This window comes from Kaistia terrae (assembly GCF_026344005.1).
GTDB classification, from domain to species: domain Bacteria; phylum Pseudomonadota; class Alphaproteobacteria; order Rhizobiales; family Kaistiaceae; genus Kaistia; species Kaistia terrae.
Window position 1 is genome coordinate 278043 of record NZ_JAPKNH010000005.1, and the last position, 15980, is coordinate 294022.

Annotated in this window: 18 protein-coding genes and 1 pseudogene; 4 read left to right on the top strand and 15 right to left on the bottom strand. The window is 65.2% G+C overall.

Annotated features, from left to right (window positions below; translation table 11 throughout):
* Window positions 1-18 precede the first annotated feature (18 nt).
* The 5 genes and pseudogenes from OSH12_RS16350 to OSH12_RS16370 all read right to left on the bottom strand — a co-directional run bounded on the left by OSH12_RS16350 (window position 19) and on the right by OSH12_RS16370 (window position 2719).
* Window positions 19-153, bottom strand: a complete 135-nt coding sequence (locus OSH12_RS16350; RefSeq protein WP_266344654.1) for a hypothetical protein — start codon at window positions 151-153, stop codon at window positions 19-21.
* Between the two features lie 57 nt (window positions 154-210).
* On the bottom strand, window positions 211-1023 hold the full coding sequence (locus OSH12_RS16355; RefSeq protein ID WP_266344655.1) for a class I SAM-dependent methyltransferase: 813 nt from the start codon (window positions 1021-1023) through the stop codon (window positions 211-213).
* 113 nt (window positions 1024-1136) lie between these two features.
* Window positions 1137-1514: pseudogene (rplS, locus tag OSH12_RS16360) on the bottom strand (50S ribosomal protein L19); the annotation flags it as partial.
* A gap of 197 nt (window positions 1515-1711) precedes the next feature.
* A complete protein-coding gene (locus tag OSH12_RS16365) occupies window positions 1712-2191 on the bottom strand; it encodes a cupin domain-containing protein (RefSeq protein WP_266344657.1) in 480 nt (159 codons plus the stop codon).
* Window positions 2192-2254: 63 nt separating this feature from the next.
* On the bottom strand, window positions 2255-2719 hold the full coding sequence (locus tag OSH12_RS16370; RefSeq protein WP_266344658.1) for an MAPEG family protein: 465 nt from the start codon (window positions 2717-2719) through the stop codon (window positions 2255-2257).
* A gap of 134 nt (window positions 2720-2853) precedes the next feature.
* Here OSH12_RS16370 and OSH12_RS16375 point away from each other — a divergent pair, with 134 nt between their 5' ends.
* The gene (locus OSH12_RS16375; RefSeq protein ID WP_266344659.1) at window positions 2854-3555 is read left to right on the top strand and encodes a TetR/AcrR family transcriptional regulator; all 702 of its coding nucleotides are present in this window, start codon (window positions 2854-2856) and stop codon (window positions 3553-3555) included.
* Here OSH12_RS16375 and trmD read toward each other — a convergent pair whose 3' ends face one another.
* The 7 genes from trmD to phaR form a co-directional block, all read right to left on the bottom strand.
* Complete coding sequence (gene trmD, locus OSH12_RS16380) at window positions 3556-4299, bottom strand: tRNA (guanosine(37)-N1)-methyltransferase TrmD (protein ID WP_266344660.1); 744 nt, start codon at window positions 4297-4299, stop codon at window positions 3556-3558.
* Window positions 4296-4874, bottom strand: a complete 579-nt coding sequence (gene rimM / locus OSH12_RS16385; RefSeq protein ID WP_266344661.1) for a ribosome maturation factor RimM — start codon at window positions 4872-4874, stop codon at window positions 4296-4298. Before rimM ends, trmD begins: the two co-directional genes overlap by 4 nt.
* A 173-nt stretch (window positions 4875-5047) precedes the next feature.
* Window positions 5048-5413 (bottom strand): 30S ribosomal protein S16, encoded by a 366-nt coding sequence (rpsP, locus tag OSH12_RS16390; RefSeq protein ID WP_266344662.1) that lies wholly within the window; start codon window positions 5411-5413, stop codon window positions 5048-5050.
* Between the two features lie 78 nt (window positions 5414-5491).
* Window positions 5492-7036 carry a signal recognition particle protein gene (gene ffh / locus OSH12_RS16395; RefSeq protein WP_266344663.1) on the bottom strand — a complete coding sequence of 515 codons (1545 nt, stop codon included), beginning with the start codon at window positions 7034-7036 and terminating at the stop codon, window positions 5492-5494.
* Window positions 7037-7350: 314 nt separating this feature from the next.
* A complete protein-coding gene (locus OSH12_RS16400) occupies window positions 7351-7866 on the bottom strand; it encodes an invasion associated locus B family protein (RefSeq protein ID WP_266344664.1) in 516 nt (171 codons plus the stop codon).
* A 211-nt stretch (window positions 7867-8077) separates the two neighbouring features.
* Window positions 8078-8461 carry a YkvA family protein gene (locus OSH12_RS16405; protein ID WP_266344665.1) on the bottom strand — a complete coding sequence of 128 codons (384 nt, stop codon included), beginning with the start codon at window positions 8459-8461 and terminating at the stop codon, window positions 8078-8080.
* A 203-nt stretch (window positions 8462-8664) separates the two neighbouring features.
* A complete protein-coding gene (phaR, locus tag OSH12_RS16410) occupies window positions 8665-9264 on the bottom strand; it encodes a polyhydroxyalkanoate synthesis repressor PhaR (RefSeq protein ID WP_266344666.1) in 600 nt (199 codons plus the stop codon).
* 261 nt (window positions 9265-9525) lie between these two features.
* Here phaR and OSH12_RS16415 point away from each other — a divergent pair, with 261 nt between their 5' ends.
* Entirely contained in the window at window positions 9526-10707 is a 1182-nt protein-coding gene (locus OSH12_RS16415; protein ID WP_266344667.1) for an acetyl-CoA C-acetyltransferase, read from the top strand.
* Window positions 10708-10764: 57 nt separating this feature from the next.
* Window positions 10765-11493, top strand: coding sequence for an acetoacetyl-CoA reductase (gene phbB / locus OSH12_RS16420; RefSeq protein WP_266344668.1), 729 nt, complete (start codon window positions 10765-10767; stop codon window positions 11491-11493).
* A gap of 236 nt (window positions 11494-11729) precedes the next feature.
* Here the strand turns inward: phbB and OSH12_RS16425 are convergent, their stop codons facing one another.
* The 3 genes from OSH12_RS16425 to gloB form a co-directional block, all read right to left on the bottom strand.
* Window positions 11730-13727 (bottom strand): NYN domain-containing protein, encoded by a 1998-nt coding sequence (locus OSH12_RS16425; RefSeq protein WP_266344669.1) that lies wholly within the window; start codon window positions 13725-13727, stop codon window positions 11730-11732.
* A 150-nt stretch (window positions 13728-13877) separates the two neighbouring features.
* A complete protein-coding gene (locus OSH12_RS16430) occupies window positions 13878-14318 on the bottom strand; it encodes a cupin domain-containing protein (protein ID WP_266344670.1) in 441 nt (146 codons plus the stop codon).
* Complete coding sequence (gloB, locus tag OSH12_RS16435) at window positions 14315-15085, bottom strand: hydroxyacylglutathione hydrolase (RefSeq protein ID WP_266344671.1); 771 nt, start codon at window positions 15083-15085, stop codon at window positions 14315-14317. Before gloB ends, OSH12_RS16430 begins: the two co-directional genes overlap by 4 nt.
* 92 nt (window positions 15086-15177) lie before the next feature.
* Here gloB and OSH12_RS16440 point away from each other — a divergent pair, with 92 nt between their 5' ends.
* Window positions 15178-15918 (top strand): class I SAM-dependent methyltransferase, encoded by a 741-nt coding sequence (locus OSH12_RS16440; protein WP_266344672.1) that lies wholly within the window; start codon window positions 15178-15180, stop codon window positions 15916-15918.
* The last annotated feature ends 62 nt before the right edge of the window (window positions 15919-15980 follow it).

Consider the following 15980-nt stretch of genomic DNA (forward strand, 5'->3'; position numbering starts at 1 on the left):
ATCGGGGCCACTGCCCCATCAAAGTCGATCGGAACCGCGATCCTCGGTGGCCTGCAGACGGGCGAAAAACCGCCAGGGAAGCCGCGCATGATCCGTCAGCGCCGCGAATTCGGCGGTGGTCGGCTGATGGATGCGGGCGAAGGGGCTGTTCATAGCGGTTCTAAATAGCAGTCAATGACGAGCACGACAATTCAGATCATCACCGATCGATCAGCGTTTTGTTGCGCCGAGCGACAGGGCAAGCGGCATGCGCGGCATTCCGGCCGGCAGGCGGAACATGCGATCGCCAGCCTCGACCATCATCGGAAACATCCTGAAGGGTAGCACTTCGTGCTCGCGCAGGAAATCGAGTTGCATTCCGGCCTTCAGCAGCGCGTCGATGACGTCGGACGTGCCGCGCATCCACTCATAGGTGAAGTTGGTGACGAGCGGTGTCTCATCGCCTGTATAGGTCGTCGCGGCGTCGAAGCGCTGCGGCTTTTCGCGGGCCGAACGCCAGTCGTAATGCGGGCGAAGCGTGCCGTCGATCTGCTCGAATGCCTCGATCGCGGGGCTGTTGTCGGCGAAATAGAGCCTGCCGCCCGGCTTCAGCACGCCGGCGATCGCCTGCGCCCAGGCGCGGATGTCGTCGAGCCAGGTGATGGTGCCCCAGCTGGTGAAGACGACGTCGAAATCGGAGCCGAGCAGCTCCGGCGCATCATAAACCTCGCCTTCGACGAACTCAGCCGGGATGCCGGAGCGTTGCGACAGCGCCCGCGCCTTGGTTATGGCTTGGGGGGAGAAGTCGAGGCCGGTGGCGATGGCGCCGCGTCGGGCGAGGCACAGCGTGTCGATGCCGATATGGCACTGGAAATGGGCGAGCTTCAGCCCGTCGACCTGGCCGATTTCTGCGGACTCGATGGGATAGAGCACGTCCTCGCCAGCGAGGAAGCGGTCAATCGCATAGAAGCCGGTGCGATCCTTGGCATGGATCTCGGCGCGTTCATCCCAACTGGCGCGATTGCTCTGCTTGAAGGAGTCCATGTCGATCCTCCCAAGGCATGTCCATCTCGAAAGACATGCCCATTTTCCTAAAGAAAAGGCGGGTCGATGAGACCCGCCTTCGCAATGGTTCGAAGAGGAAAGGCTTACGCCTTGACCTTCTCCTTGCGGGGCTCGGTCCGCTCGACGATACGAGCTGCCTTACCGCGGCGATCGCGGAGATAGTAAAGCTTCGCGCGGCGAACCTTGCCGCGGCGGACGACTTCGATCGCTGCGATCAGCGGCGAGTAGACCGGGAAGACGCGCTCGACGCCTTCGCCATACGAAATCTTGCGAACGGTGAAGCTCTCGGAAAGGCCACCGCCGGAACGGGCGATGCAGACGCCTTCATAGGCCTGAACGCGCGAACGCGTGCCTTCGACAACCTTCACGCTGACCTTGACCGTATCGCCGGGGGCGAAAACGGGGACGGCGCGCATGGCGGCGACGAGTTCGAGCTGCTCTTTTTCGAGCTGTTCGATGATGTTGACCATAGTCTCAACTCCTGGATGCGGCCCTTTGCGGGACGCGAGCGTTTTAATGCGCTGTTTTCAGTTATTGTCCATCGACCTTGAAAGCCGTGGATGGCGCGCGTGTACAGGAATTGGATTGGAAAGTCCAGCCACTGGCCGTGCCGCGACCGGCTCGGGGGCACGATCTCGGGGGCGAGATTCAGCGCGGCCCGTCGCCGTCAGTCGGGCATGGGTCCGAGCAGGGCAAGCCCGTGCCGTTCCGCGGCGGCGAAGAGCCTGGCGAGATCCGGTTCGCCCGGCTTGCCTGGCGTCGCGTCCTCGGCCGGGTCGCTCGTCTCGGCGATGAAGTCGGCGAAGCGCGGGCCGGAGGTGAGCAGCAGCAGCCGCGCCGTCTGCTCGCCGGTGACACGAAAACCGTGCGGCACGCCGCGGGGGCCGAACGCATATTGGCCCGGTCCGACGACGAGGCTGCGGTCCCCGATGGTGATGGTCAGTTCTCCCTCGATGACGAAGAAGGATTCGTCCTCGTCGAGATGGGTATGCCAGACAGAGGCGAAGCCGGACGGAATGCGTTGTTCGATCAAGCTGAGCGACCCGCCGGTCTCCTCGCGACCGGCATGGATCCAGGTCGGCAGGTCGAGAAAGAGGCGCATCGGCGGCTTCTGGGCCTGCTGGACCAGGGAATCATAAGCGTTCATGGCAGTCTCCCTTTCCGGGTCAAGATCTGGGTTGGGTCGGATGTGCCGTGACGGCGCCTGCTGCTAACGGAGCGCGGTCAGGAGCGTGCTCGCGGCCATGTAGATCAGGATCAGCGAGCCGGGGGTCCAGAGCAGCGCCCGGATGTCGTGGATCTGCGCCGTCAGATAGGCGACGAAATGCGCCAGCCGGGTGACGACGTAGCCATAGAGCAGCCATTGGGCGAGGAGGAGCGACGGCTCGGTCAGGATCCAGAGGAATCCGGCCACGAAGAAGTAGGGAAGGCTCTCGAGGTCGTTCAGCTGGATCCGGCGAAGGCGCTCGACGCGCTCGTTCGGCTCGAGCTGTAGCGGGTGAGGCCTTGGGTTGGCGAGGGTCTTGCGGATGTCCTCGGGCGAGCGGAAGCCGCCATTTTCCCGGATCATCCGGATCACCACCAGCCAGGCCATGGCCGCGGCCTTCAGGATCAGGATCGTCGCCGCGATGACGTAGGTCGCGAAAAGCGGATTGTCGAAACTCAGCCTGTCCATTGCCCGTTCCTCCGGTCGGCGCGCCCGCCGCGACTTCGAATGACTGTTATTTGATTTTTAGACCGTCGTTCGAAAAAGTCAAATATGGAATAATTTTTAGAACTCCGGTAAAGTTTGGGGAGACAGTGGGGAGAATGGCCAGCGTGACGAGTGCGGAAACGGACGGGCAGGCGAACGACAAGACGGCGGCGCGGGCGGCCAGGCGCGAGCGCAAGCGCGACCAGTCGCGCGAGGAGATCCTCGACGCCGCACGCCGCGTCCTGCTTCGGCACGGCGTCGGCGCCATGACGCTCGACGCCGTGGCGAACGAGGTCGGGATGTCGAAGACGGGGCTTTATTATTACTTCCCGTCCAAGGACGCGCTGGTGTTCGAACTCGTCCATGGCGTTATCGAGGCGCAGGCGAAAGCGGTGCAGGCGGGAGTCGGCGCGGCGGTGGATGGCGGCGGGGCGCTGCGGGCGATCATTGGCGGGACGGTGGAATCCTTCGCACCGCGGCTCGATGATTTCCGTCTCGCCTTCCTGTTCGGCCAGGTCGCCGGCGCTGGGGCGCTCCGCTGGGACCGCGAGCAGTTCGAGCGCATCCGGCCGCTGAATGACCTGGTGCTCGGGAAGGCGACAGAGATGTTGGGCGCCGAACGCGCCGAGCGTCTGCCGCGCGCGGCGGTGGAGCCGCGCCTGATGGCATTCCTCGCCTATCTCGCGGCGATCGGCCTCCTGACCATGAAGGGCATGGTCGAGCCGATGGACGATCCGCTGCTCTATTCGGACGAGCAACTCGTCGAGGGTTTTGCGCGCGTGTTCGAGGCCGCCGCCGCGGCCGGAGAGGGCGGCTAATCAGCCCTTGTCGAGCAGGTCCGGCCGGCGCTCGCGCGTGATGCGCTCGGATTGCTGGCGACGCCACTTCGCGATCGCCGCATGGTCGCCGGAGAGCAGCACGTCGGGAATCGAGCGGCCTTCCCATTCGCGCGGGCGGGTATAATGCGGATATTCGAGCAGGCCGCCCTCGAAGCTTTCCTCGGTACCGGATTCCGTGCCGCCCATGACGCCCGGCAGCAGCCGGACGATGGCATCCAGCAACACCATGGCGCCAAGCTCGCCGCCCGACAGCACATAGTCGCCGATCGAGACTTCCTCGAGCTGGCGCGCCTCGATGACACGTTCGTCGACGCCTTCGAAGCGACCGCAGAGAATCAGCGCGCCTGGGCCGGCGGCAAGCGCGCGGACGCGCGCCTGGTCGAGCGGCTTTCCACGCGGGCTCATCAGCAGGCGGGGGCGGGGATCGTCGGCAGGTGCGGCGCTATCCAGCGCGGCTCCGACGACATCGGCGCGCATCACCATGCCGGGTCCGCCGCCGGCCGGCGTGTCGTCGACATTGCGGTGCTTGGACGTTGCCGAGTCGCGAATGTTGATCGCGTCGAGCGACCACTTGCCCTCGGCCATCGCCTTGCCGGACAGGGACTGTCCGAGCGGGCCGGGGAACATTTCGGGATAGAGGGTCAAAATGGTAGCGCGCCAAGGACTTTTTACGCCGGGCGTCTCAGCAGCCTCGTCGGAGGTTTCCGCGAAAGAACCGCTCACGCCTCTTCCTCGGGCTCGCCTTCTTCCGGTCGGGCTTCGGTCTCGGGCGGCGGCACGACGACGGCGCGACCGCCCTTGATGTCGACCGTCGGCACGATGGCGCGGGTGAACGGCAGATAGAATGTCTTGCCGCCTGTCGCCGGCTCGATCTCGATCAGGTCGCCGGCGCCGAAATTCTGCACCGAGACGATCTTGCCATAGGCGCTGCCATCGGCGAGTTCGAGCGCGATGTCGATCAGATCGGCGTGGTAGAAATCGTCGTCTTCCTCAAGCGCCGGCAGCGCGGCGCGATCGACGAACAGCTTGCGATTGCGCAGCGTCTCGGCGCCGTTGCGATCGGCAATGCCTTTTATGCGCGCGACGACATTGTCGCCCTGCATGCGCACGGAATCGATCTCGACGACGCGGCCGTCATCGAGGGTGAACGGGCCGTAATCGGCGATGCCAAGCGGCTCTTCGGTATAGGAATTGATCTTGATCTCGCCGCGGATGCCGTGAGCGGCACCGAATTGGCCGAGGAGAACCTGTTCTGGGTCCGGAGCGGGCATCGGTGTGGTCTCTCTGTCAACGGTCATGGCCGGATCGGCACGATGGGCTTGCATGTTGGGCTTGGCCGAATGGCGCGCAAGCTGGCCCTATCCCGCGGGGTGGGCAAGGGGACGTCCAAAATCCGTCAGGCGACGGGTGGCGTCCGAAAAGCCCTCTCCCGCGTGCGGGAGAGGGCAAAGCGAGGGAAAAAATCCCTGACTTACTCGGCAGCGGCTTCAGCAGCAGCGGCTTCGATCTTCTTGGCCTTCTCGGCAGCGCGCTCCTGCGCCTTCTTGCCGGGGACTGCCTTTTCCGGGTTGACGCGCGGGTCGCGCTTGACCAGGCCGGCATCGCTCAGGAAGCGAGCAACGCGATCGGTCGGCTGGGCGCCAACCGACAGCCAATGCTTGGCGCGGTCGAGGTCGAGGACGACGCGGTTAGCGGCTTCCTTGGCGAGCATCGGGTCGAACGAGCCGATCTTCTCGATGAAACGGCCGTCGCGCGGCGAACGGGCATCCGTGACGACGATACGGTAGAACGGACGCTTCTTGGCACCACCGCGGGAAAGACGCATCTTGAGGGACATTGTTTTCTTCCTTTTGAAACGAGATCAGTCGAAGGGTTGGGGACCGTAGGGTCCGTATTTCTGGGTTGATTGTCCCGGCTACTTCTTCTTGCCGAGGCCCGGAATGCCGCCAAGGCCTGGCAACTTTCCGCCGAGACCCGGCAAACCGGGCATTCCTTTGCCGAAGCCGGGCGGCAGGCCAGCGCCGCCACCCATCTGCTTGGCAAGCTGTTCCAGCTGGGCCGGATCGATATTGGGCATGCCGCCGGGAGGCATGCCGCCCATGCCGCCACCCATGCCACCGCCAAGCGCGCCCATCATCTTGCCGAGCATGCCGCCGCCCTTCTGCTTGCCCATGGCCTTCATCATATCGGCCATCTGGCGGTGCATCTTGAGCAGGCGGTTGACGTCCTCGACCTTGGCGCCGGCGCCGGCGGCGACGCGCTTCTTGCGGCTGGCCTTGAGGATGTCGGGATTGCGACGCTCGGCCTTGGTCATCGACGAGATGATCGCGACCTGGCGCTTGATCATGCTGTCGTCGAGATTGGCGCCGTCGATCTGCTTCTTGATCTTGCCGACGCCGGGCAGCATGCCGAGCATGCCGGACATGCCGCCGATCTTCTCCATCTGGCGGAGCTGATTGGCGAGGTCGTCGAGATCGAAGATGCCCTTGCGCATCTTCTCGGCCGCCTTGGCGGCCTCTTCCATGTCGATGTTCTGCGCCGCCTTCTCGACGAGCGAGACGATGTCGCCCATGCCGAGGATGCGGTTGGCGATACGGCCGGGATGGAAGTCTTCGAGGTCTTCCGCCTTTTCACCGGTACCGATCAGCTTGATCGGCTTGCCGGTGACGGCGCGCATCGAAAGCGCGGCGCCGCCGCGACCATCGCCATCGGCGCGGGTCAGCACGATGCCGGTGATGCCGACGCGCTCGTTGAACGAGCGGGCGAGGTTCACGGCGTCCTGACCGGTCAGGCTGTCGGCGACGAGCAGGATTTCGTGCGGCTTGGCGATGGCCTTGATGTCGGCCATCTCGACCATCAGCGGCTCGTCGATATGCGTACGGCCGGCGGTGTCGAGGATGACGACGTCATAGCCGCCGAGGCGGGCGGCCTGCAGCGTGCGGGTGGCGATGTCGGTCGGCGACTGGCCGGCGACGATCGGCAGCGTGTCGATGCCGTTCTGTTCGCCGAGGATGCGCAGCTGTTCTTGCGCTGCCGGACGACGAACGTCGAGCGACGCCATCAGGACCTTGCGCTTCTGCTGCTGGGTCAGGCGGCGGGCGATCTTGGCCGAGGTGGTCGTCTTGCCCGAGCCCTGGAGGCCGACCATCATGATGGCGACGGGAGCAGCGGCATGCAGGTCGATCGGCTCGGCTTCGGAGCCCAGCATCTCGACCAGCTGGTCATGGACGATCTTGACGACCATCTGGCCGGGCGTGACCGAACGGATGACATCGGCGCCGATGGCGCGCGAGCGAACCTTGTCGACGAAGGAACGAACGACGTCGAGCGCCACGTCCGCCTCGATCAGCGCGCGGCGAACTTCGCGCATCGCTTCGTTGACGTCGTTCTCCGACAGCGCGCCGCGACGGGTGAGCTTGTCGAAAATGCCTGAAAGGCGTTCTGAAAGATTGTCGAACATCAGTTCCGCTCTTCCTCGAATGGACCGCTTCCGATCCGCCGAATTTCCAAAGACGTTCAGCGCCCGCGGGCGCGACGCGCTGGCGGACGTTGACCTCCGGGATCTCGTCCCGGTCGGCGGCTCAGAGGATACCTCTTCGCGAGAATTTGGCGGCTTTTACCGTGGAACGGGGAGGGGAGTCAATCAAAGAGGGCTTCGTGCCGCCCATCCGAGCCGAAGAAAGCGCCGTGGTCCGCCGAAAAAGCAAATGGCCGGGCAAGCCCGGCCATCCGAATTCCTGGTGCGGCGGTGTCCTTACGGACAGGTCTTGCCCCTTACGGACAGGTCTTGCCGAGCGCGTCGATCGAGGCCGAGACGCCGGACAGCGAATAGCTGTCGGTGGTCTGCGTGCCACGGCGCGACGTGCCGCTGATGGACATCGAATGGCCCTTCTTCAGAGCCGCGATCAGTGCGGTTTCCTGTGCCGCGTTCTCGATCCAGGCGCCGTCGTCCTTGGTGAACATCGAGAACTTCTGTCCGTCGATGTCGACGACGAGCTTCGAGCCTTCCTTGAACGGATAGCCAATGATCACGGAAACTTCGCTGCGGACGTTTTCGGCTGGGCGCGCCGTGACCATGAAATAGGCCGGGTCGCGGTTCAGGCCCTGCGGGGCCTGGGTCTTGGGCTGGGAGGCTGCGTAACAGACTTTCCCGCGTGAGTCGGAATAGGCGTAAGAGCTCCAGTCCTTGTAGGTGCCGATGCGTTTCGGGGTCTGCGCCGCCGCAGTCCCTGCAAAACCGACCACAGCTGCCACGAGGAGCGCTGCCGTTGCGATCCTTTTTCCGTTCATATTTTTCCCACCAAATTTTCCAGAAAACGATCGGGCGGGCGGATCCGACACCCAAGCAATTGCCTCAAACTGCGCGGGTTCCGTTAACAATCCATGAACCGAACCGTCTCGTATTCTGGCCAGACACTCGAAAGCAAAGAAGGTCCGGCCAATGGGGCGAGAGTGTGGCCCCCGCATGTCAAAAGGAGCGTCAGGACCCGTGTTGCGTGCGTCAGACCGTCTCCTCGCCGGCCAGTGCGCGCTTCGCCGCTTCATAGTGGACCGGCTTGAGGTGACCCCGCAGTAGGGTCATCGCGGTCATCAGCACGGTGGCGTCGTCGGCAAAGCCGATGCCGACCAGAAAGTCGGGGACGACGTCGACGGGAAGGACGAAATAGGCCAGCGCGCCGAGCAGGGTAGCGCGAACGCGAACCGGCGTGGCGCTGTCGAAGGCGCAGAAATAGGCGGCGGCCACGTCCTCGGCGAAGGGAATATGACGAGCGGCGGTGCGGAATTTCTTCCAGAAGCCGCGACGCACGGTTTCCTCGTCCGCCGTATGCTCTTTCGAGCCCTTGCTTCCCGGGCCAAAAATGTCGCCGTACCGGATCTTCACCATCTGCCAACAACCTCGTCGACCCGTGGGGAAGGCCGCGAAACATTCGCGAACCGACCAGGGCTGTATCCATGTGGGAAGTGGTTTGGCTTTCTGCAATCAGCGTGGCAAATCGAACGGGCTCTGGCCGCGCGACCCGTTCACCTGCCGCCGCGCGGCGGGAGGTGCGGTTTTCGGAGCGGCGCGATACGCGCGGCCCTGTCGGCTCAGCCCTTTTCGGCCAGCTTCTCGATCTTCTTCTGCATCTCGTCGAGCTGGCGCTTCAGCGCGTCGAAATCACCGTCAGCGCTGCCCGGCTTGGCATCGGCAGGCTTGCCGACCGGTCGTTCCGGCGTCGTCGTCGGCTCCGGGCGCCCGCCGCTGAAGGGCAGGAACATGCGCATCGCCTGCTCGAACATCTCGGTATTGCGCCGGACGGTGTCCTCGATGGCGCTGAAGGCGCTCGGTCCGAAGGCATTGGCCATCTGGCCGCGCAGCTTGTCCTGGTCGCGGGTCAAACTGTCGATGGTGAAATCGAGATAGGTCGGCACCAGGTTCTGCATGGAATCGCCATAGAAGCGGATCAGCTGGCGCAGGAAGGTGATCGGCAGCAGGTTCTGCCCCTTGTTCTCCTGCTCGAAGATGATCTGCGTCAGGACCGACCGGGTGATCTCATCGCCGGACTTGGCGTCGAACACCACGAAATCCTCGCCCGCCTTGACCATGTTCGCCAGGTCTTCGAGCGTCACATAGGTCGAGGTGCCGGTGTTGTAGAGCCTGCGGTTCGCATACTTCTTGATCGTTGTCGGTTCTTTGTCCTTGGTCATGTCCCGCTCCCCTGGTCCCTTTCGTGGGATCGCCCGTCCGATGCGATACCCTGCATGGCTTGGCGACCTGTCCCTCCCGAACACCCACGATAGGGTCTTTCGAAGAATCCACCAAATTGATTGTGCGCTGCATTGTGAGGGTCATGCTGCGCAAACGCTGCAGTGCAGCAATATCGCTGTGTCGGCCTCGATTGACAGCTTTCGCCGCCCGGTCTCTGATTGTTGCAACGGCACCTGCCAAACCGGATCGAGGAAAACACCATGGCTTCAGAAAACGACATCGTCATCGCCGCCGCCACGCGAACCGCCGTCGGATCCTTCAACGGCGCCTTCGCCAACGTGCCGGCGCACGAGCTTGGCGCGGCTGTGGTTCGCGCCGTGCTGGAGCAGGGCAAGACCGAGGCGGAAGCCGTCAGCGAGCTGATCTTCGGCCAGGTCCTGACCGCCGCGCAGGGCCAGAACCCGGCTCGCCAGGCCTCTATGCTGGCCGGATTGCCCAAGGAAACCACCGCCTGGAGCCTCAACCAGGTCTGCGGTTCGGGCCTGCGCTCGGTCGCGCTCGGCATGCAGCAGATCGCCACCGGCGACGCCTCGATCATCGTGGCGGGCGGCCAGGAATCGATGTCGCTGTCGCCGCACGCCGCCCATCTGCGCGCCGGCACCAAGATGGGCGACATGAACATGGTCGACACCATGATCAAGGATGGCCTCTGGGATGCCTTCAACGGCTACCACATGGGCGTCACCGCCGAGAATGTCGCTCGCGAGTTCCAGATCAGTCGCGAGCAGCAGGACCAGTTCGCCACCGCCTCGCAAAACAAGGCCGAAGCGGCGCAGAAGGCCGGCAAGTTCAAGGACGAGATCACGCCCTTCACCATCTCGACCCGCAAGGGCGACATCGTCGTCGACCAGGACGAATATATCCGCGCTGGCGCGACCATGGAGGCCGCCGCCAAGCTGCGCCCGGCCTTCGCCAAGGACGGCACCGTCACCGCCGGCAATGCTTCGGGCCTGAATGACGGCGCCGCCGCGCTGCTGCTGATGTCGGCGGCCGAAGCAGCGCGGCGTGGCGTCACGCCGCTGGCGCGCATCGCCTCGTGGGCGACCGCGGGCGTCGACCCGGCGCTGATGGGCACAGGCCCGATCCCTGCTTCGAAGAAGGCGCTGCAGAAGGCCGGCTGGTCGGCCGACGACCTCGACCTGATCGAGGCGAACGAGGCCTTCGCGGCCCAGGCCTGCGCCGTCAACCAGGGCGTCGGCTGGGACACGTCCAAGGTCAACGTCAATGGCGGCGCCATTGCCATCGGTCACCCGATCGGTGCGTCGGGTGCCCGTATTCTGGTCACGCTGCTGCACGAAATGGCCCGTCGCGACGCCAAGAAGGGCCTGGCAACGCTGTGCATCGGTGGTGGAATGGGAATTGCTCTGACCGTCGAGCGCTAACGTTCGGCGGATTTCATTGAAGGCCGGAACTCAACCGGTCGTTTCTGGGAGGAACACATGGGGAAAGTCGCCCTCGTTACAGGCGGCACGCGCGGCATCGGCGCGGCCGTCTCGATAGGGTTGAAGGCCGCGGGCTATACGGTCGCGGCCAGCTTCGCCGGCAATGTCGAAAAGGCGAACGCCTTCCAGGCAGAAACCGGCATCCCGGTGTTCCAGTGGGATGTGGGTGATGTGGAGGGCTGCGCAGCCGGCGTCCGCACCGTCGAGACGGCGCTCGGCGCCATCGACATCCTCGTCAACAATGCCGGCATCACGCGCGATGGCTGGTTCCACAAGATGGAACCGGACCAGTGGTCGAGCGTGATGCGCACCAATCTGGATTCGATGTTTTCCATGACCCGGCCGGTGATCGAGGGAATGCGGGATCGCGGCTTCGGCCGCATCATCAACATCTCGTCGATCAACGCGCAGAAGGGTCAGCTGGGCCAGGTCAATTACGCCACGGCCAAGGCCGGAATCATCGGCTTCACCAAGGCATTGGCGCTGGAAAATGCCCGCAAGGGCATCACCGTCAACTGCATCTGCCCCGGCTATATCGATACCGACATGGTGATGGCGGTGCCGCCCAAGGTGATGGAAGGCATTCTCGGCCAGATTCCGGTCGGTCGCCTTGGCAAGTCCGAGGAGATCGCGGCCCTGGTCGCTTATCTCGCCTCCGACGCGTCGGCCTTCATGACCGGCGCGGTGCTGAGCATCAATGGCGGCCAGTACATGGCGAACGGCTGACGGCCTCCGGTCACCGCGAAACGACCAAGCAAAAGGCCGGCGCAAGCGCCGGCCTTTTTTTCACCCAGCGATGGCTAGAGCAACATCCATCTGTTTTGAACCATCCTTCTTCACCTCTCCCTGAGGGAGAGGTCGACGGCCAAAGGCCGGCGGGTGAGGGTTTACGGCCTCACCGGATGGTTCCCTAAACCCTCTCCCTCAGGGAGAGGTGAAAGTCGGAATTGACCCAGCTGGCGCTAGCGCCCGCCGGGCTTCCGGTTCTGGCTGTAGGCGGCGAGAATCCGTTGGATCTCATCGCCGATGTCGTTGTCCTCGCCGGCGTCCGCCGGGCTCTGCACCGGCTCGGGAGCGGGCGCTGGAGCCGCGATGCGGGCTGGGCGCTGCGGCTGCGGATTGGCCTGCTGCGCGGGCGCGGGGGCGGGCGCTTCGGGCTGCTCTCCGTCATCGACCAGAACATCGACCGCCTGAGCGATTGCCGCGAGGATCGAACTCTCGATCGGATCGCGTTCGCCGGACGTATCGTTGGACGTGGTGACGGCGATGCGCCGCGCGGGCGGGCGCATGACCACAGCGGTACCGGCCGAGCTACGCGGCGCGGGCGGGCGAATCGGGTTGGGCGTGGGAGCCGGCTCGACGGCCGCTTCCGGCTGGAAAGGCTTTGGCGCGCGGGCGCGCGGCGGGGCGATGTTGGCGCGGGGCGCCGGCTGGCTGGACGAAATTTCCGCCAGAAGCGATTCGGGATCGACCTGCGTCCGGCGCAACGGCGATGCCGGCTGCGGGGCGTCGATCTGGGCTTCGGCGCGGATGGCTGCCTGCGGCGGCGGTGCCTGCGGAGGCGCGGAGAGAACCGGCGCTGCCGGCGGGATCGCGGGCCGAGGGGCGCGCTCGACGGGAGCAGCCTCGACAGCCGGGGGCGCGACAGGCTGCGGCGAAGGCTCGGCGATCGCATGGACCTGGATCGGTCGGACCGGCTGCGGCATCGTCGCCGAGATCGGCTGCAGGCTGATCGGCCGTGCTTCGCGCGGCGCGGGCTGCGGCGCCTGAGGCTGCGTGGGTTCGACCCTCTGTGGCGAGGGCTGCGGCGCGTCAGGGCGCGCGACGGCCGGACGTGGCCACGCTGGCGCTGTTCCCGAACCGGCACCGGGCATGGCCGGCGCCGACGGGATCGGCCGGGCCGCGGCACGCTCGGGTGCCGCCGTGGCGACCGGCGGTTCCGGGGTCGGCGTGGGTGGCGGCAGAGCGGCGATCGCTGGGGCGGCCTCGCGGCCGACGATCCAGGTGTCGATCAGGCTTTCCATGCTCTCGTTGATTTCGACACCGGCATTGCGCGCCAGATAGAGCACTTGCTCCTTGAACGCTTCCGCCAGCTTTTCCGGGCTGTCGCTGGTCGAGAAGATGTGCCCCTTCAGGGCCAGTCCCTTGACCACGAAGGCGATCTGCCGGCGCGAGGCATTGCGGCCGTGGGCCGTGAGCCGGGCGGCGACATTTTCGGCCGTCGTCTGGAAATGATAGCCGTTTTCGGAGACTTCCCGGGTCAGGGCCCGGAACAGCTCGCTATAGACGCGGGGCGAAAACAGCGGAACGTTGGTTGCCTGGTGGACACGGCGGGCGAGGCCCGCGAGGCTGTCGCGCTCGCCGCCATTGGCGCGGACCTGCGCGTTTTCCTCTTCCGCGTCTTCCGTCGCCTCGGGCGATTCGGCATCGGCCGTCGGCGCCAGCAGCGTGATCAAAGCCTGCTCGTCGAGCACGCCATCGGCGATGGCACGATAGCCGGCCGAGGTGGTGAGCGTGGTGTAGATCGTCGTGGCGCGATTGTAGGAACGCAGCCGGTAGATCACCGGCGTCAGGTCCGAATCGGCCGACAGCAGGATGAATTCTTCAAAGCCGGTCTGGTGCGCCAGCGCATCGATGGTGTCGAGAACCATGTGGATCTCGGCCGAGTTGCGCTCGCGACCGGGCAGGGGCGGGCAATCGACGATCTGGAAGCCCTGGCCGGTGAAGGCCGTGCGCGCCTTGCCGAGCAGCGTCGGATCGGCATAGCAGCGCCGCATCAGGATGCGGCGTCGCGTGGCTTCCTCGCCGCGTGGCTCCAGCAGCAATCCGGCCTCAATCGCCTCGAGCCAGACACCGGGGCGCAGCGCAAAACGACGCGCCATGCCGGGGTCGCGGGCCCGCAGGCTCAGATAGAGACTGTCGTAGTCAACGAAGAGAACGCTCTTGATTGGGGCCGTCATGACCTATTCCTGCGGTATAACAACGTTTTCCCCCTCCGTCCAATCGCAGATACAAGCCGTTGCCCCAACGACGACGGCACCTTAGCGGGCGATCTCCGATTTGGCGATGCCGCTTCGGCACTTCGCACGAAGAATGGCGGGTTCGTCCCCTCAGTATCGCTCCGGCTGATCGAGGGGCGCCCAATCCGGCGCGGCCAGCTCGAAGCCCTCGAAACGGAAGCCCGGGGCCACGGTGCAGCCGACCAGCGTCCATTCGCCAAGGCTCTTCGCCGCCTGCCACCAGCCTGTCGGAACGATGACCTGCGGCTGTTCGCCGCCCAGCAGATCGGGTCCGAGCCGGTAGGTTTCGGTCGTGCCGCCATCTTGCGAGAGCGACAGCGCGATCGGCGCGCCGGCATAATAATGCCAGACTTCGATCGCATCGATCCGGTGCCAGTGCGATGTCATGCCCGAAGCGAGCAGGTAGTAAATCGCCGTCGAGGCCGGTCGCCCGCCATGGGTGACGGTGTCCTCGAAGGTGCGGCGATAGAAGCCGCCCTCGGGATGGGGGACCAGTTCAAGCTGGCGGATGATGTCCTCGGCCGAACTCACTTGAAATTGTCCTTGGCGGTGCGGATGGCGGCGAAGACGTCGGCAGCCGAGGCATCGACCATCTTCATCGTTGCCTTCACCGCGGGATCACTGGCGCGCAGATAGGGGCTGGTGGCCTTTTCGGCGGCGATGGTGGTCGGCACGGTCGGCTTGCCGGCGGCGCGGAGCTTCTTGATTTCCTCGCCGCGCGCGATCAGCGCCTCGTTGGCGGGATCGATGGTCAGGGCGAAGCGCAGGTTCGATTCGGTATATTCGTGGCCGCAATAGACGACCGTCTCGTCCGGCAGTGCGGCGAGCTTCTGCAGCGATTCCCACATCTGCAGCAGCGTGCCTTCGAAGACGCGGCCGCAGCCGAGCGCGAACATCGTGTCGCCGGCAAAGGCGACGCCGTCTTCCGGCAGGAAGAAGGCGATGTGGCCGAGCGTATGGCCCGGCGTCCAGATCACATGTACCGGATGGCCGGCGAAATCATAGACGTCGCCTTCGGTGAGTTCGCGGTCGATGCCGGGGATCTTCGCGGCTTCGTAGCTCGGCCCGACGATGGTGCAGCCCGTCGCTTCCTTCAGCGCCAGATTGCCGTCCGTATGATCGGGATGGTGATGCGTCGTGAGGATTTCGGTCAGGTTCCAGCCCGTCTGGGCGAGGGCGGCGGTGACGGCGGCAGCGTCCGGCGCGTCGATCGACGCGGTGCGGCCGGAGGCCTCGTCGTGGATCAGCACGCCGTAATTGTCGCTGAGGCAGGGGAACTGGAAGATTGCGAGAGCCATGACGAACTCCAATATGGGCGTATGGATGGGGTGGCGCGGGTTCGGATCGTTACCTAACATCGTCGCGCCGACATCGACAGGGGAGATCGCGTTTGGAACAAGGCCGTACGCTGACGCCAGACGTGCTCGATCTCGCGAGTTTCTACACCGAGAGGCTGGGCGGTGTTGCGCGGGGGCTCGTGGCGACGAGGCTGGCCGCGCTCTGGCCGCGCGTCACCGGCGACCGCGTGCTCGGCATCGGCTATGCCACGCCCTATCTGGAGCCGTTCGTGCCCCAGGCGGAGCGGGTTCTGAATTTCATGCCGGCGGCGCAGGGCGTCATGAGTTGGCCATCGGGCGGCGGCAATCTCGCGGCGCTGGTCGTCGAGGACGAACTGCCGCTGACCGATTCGTCGATCGATCGCATCCTCGTCATCCATTGCCTCGAAACCGCGTTCAACGCGCGAGAAACACTGCGCGAGCTTTGGCGGGTGCTGGTGCCTGGCGGCAAGATGATCGTCGTCGTGCCGAACCGGCGCGGGATCTGGGCGCGGGTCGAGCGCACGCCGTTCGGCTATGGAAGGCCGTTCAGCCGAGGCCAGCTTTCGACCCTGCTGCGCAACACGGAATTCAGCGAGACGGCCTGGAGCGGCGCGCTGTTCGCGCCGCCTTTCGCCGGGCGGATGATGATGCATAGCGGCCGGGGCTGGGAACGAACCGGCGAAGTGCTTTGGCCGGGCTTTGCCGGTGTCCAGATCGTCGAGGCGACCAAGCTGGTCTATCAGGGCCTGCCCGCCCGCAACCCTCGCCGGCGCCAACCCGCCTTCCGCCCCGCGCTGGCGCCGCCGGGCTAGGCTGGGTGTCGGGCTGCCGTCTTCGGGCGCAAGCGCGTTGCAATCTGCATTGTTTTCTTTGA

Coding starts and splice junctions, on each gene's coding strand:
- rimM (WP_266344661.1), bottom strand. CDS start 4,874: ATGACCGTTGACAGAGAGACCACACCGATGCCCGCTCCGGACCCAGAA.
- rpsP (WP_266344662.1), bottom strand. CDS start 5,413: ATGTCCCTCAAGATGCGTCTTTCCCGCGGTGGTGCCAAGAAGCGTCCG.
- phaR (WP_266344666.1), bottom strand. CDS start 9,264: ATGACCAAGGACAAAGAACCGACAACGATCAAGAAGTATGCGAACCGC.
- OSH12_RS16370 (WP_266344658.1), bottom strand. CDS start 2,719: ATGGACAGGCTGAGTTTCGACAATCCGCTTTTCGCGACCTACGTCATC.
- OSH12_RS16415 (WP_266344667.1), top strand. CDS start 9,526: ATGGCTTCAGAAAACGACATCGTCATCGCCGCCGCCACGCGAACCGCC.
- OSH12_RS16425 (WP_266344669.1), bottom strand. CDS start 13,727: ATGACGGCCCCAATCAAGAGCGTTCTCTTCGTTGACTACGACAGTCTC.
- ffh (WP_266344663.1), bottom strand. CDS start 7,036: ATGTTCGACAATCTTTCAGAACGCCTTTCAGGCATTTTCGACAAGCTC.
- gloB (WP_266344671.1), bottom strand. CDS start 15,085: ATGGCTCTCGCAATCTTCCAGTTCCCCTGCCTCAGCGACAATTACGGC.
- OSH12_RS16365 (WP_266344657.1), bottom strand. CDS start 2,191: ATGAACGCTTATGATTCCCTGGTCCAGCAGGCCCAGAAGCCGCCGATG.
- OSH12_RS16350 (WP_266344654.1), bottom strand. CDS start 153: ATGAACAGCCCCTTCGCCCGCATCCATCAGCCGACCACCGCCGAATTC.
- OSH12_RS16355 (WP_266344655.1), bottom strand. CDS start 1,023: ATGGACTCCTTCAAGCAGAGCAATCGCGCCAGTTGGGATGAACGCGCC.
- OSH12_RS16400 (WP_266344664.1), bottom strand. CDS start 7,866: ATGAACGGAAAAAGGATCGCAACGGCAGCGCTCCTCGTGGCAGCTGTG.
- OSH12_RS16375 (WP_266344659.1), top strand. CDS start 2,854: ATGGCCAGCGTGACGAGTGCGGAAACGGACGGGCAGGCGAACGACAAG.
- OSH12_RS16405 (WP_266344665.1), bottom strand. CDS start 8,461: ATGGTGAAGATCCGGTACGGCGACATTTTTGGCCCGGGAAGCAAGGGC.
- phbB (WP_266344668.1), top strand. CDS start 10,765: ATGGGGAAAGTCGCCCTCGTTACAGGCGGCACGCGCGGCATCGGCGCG.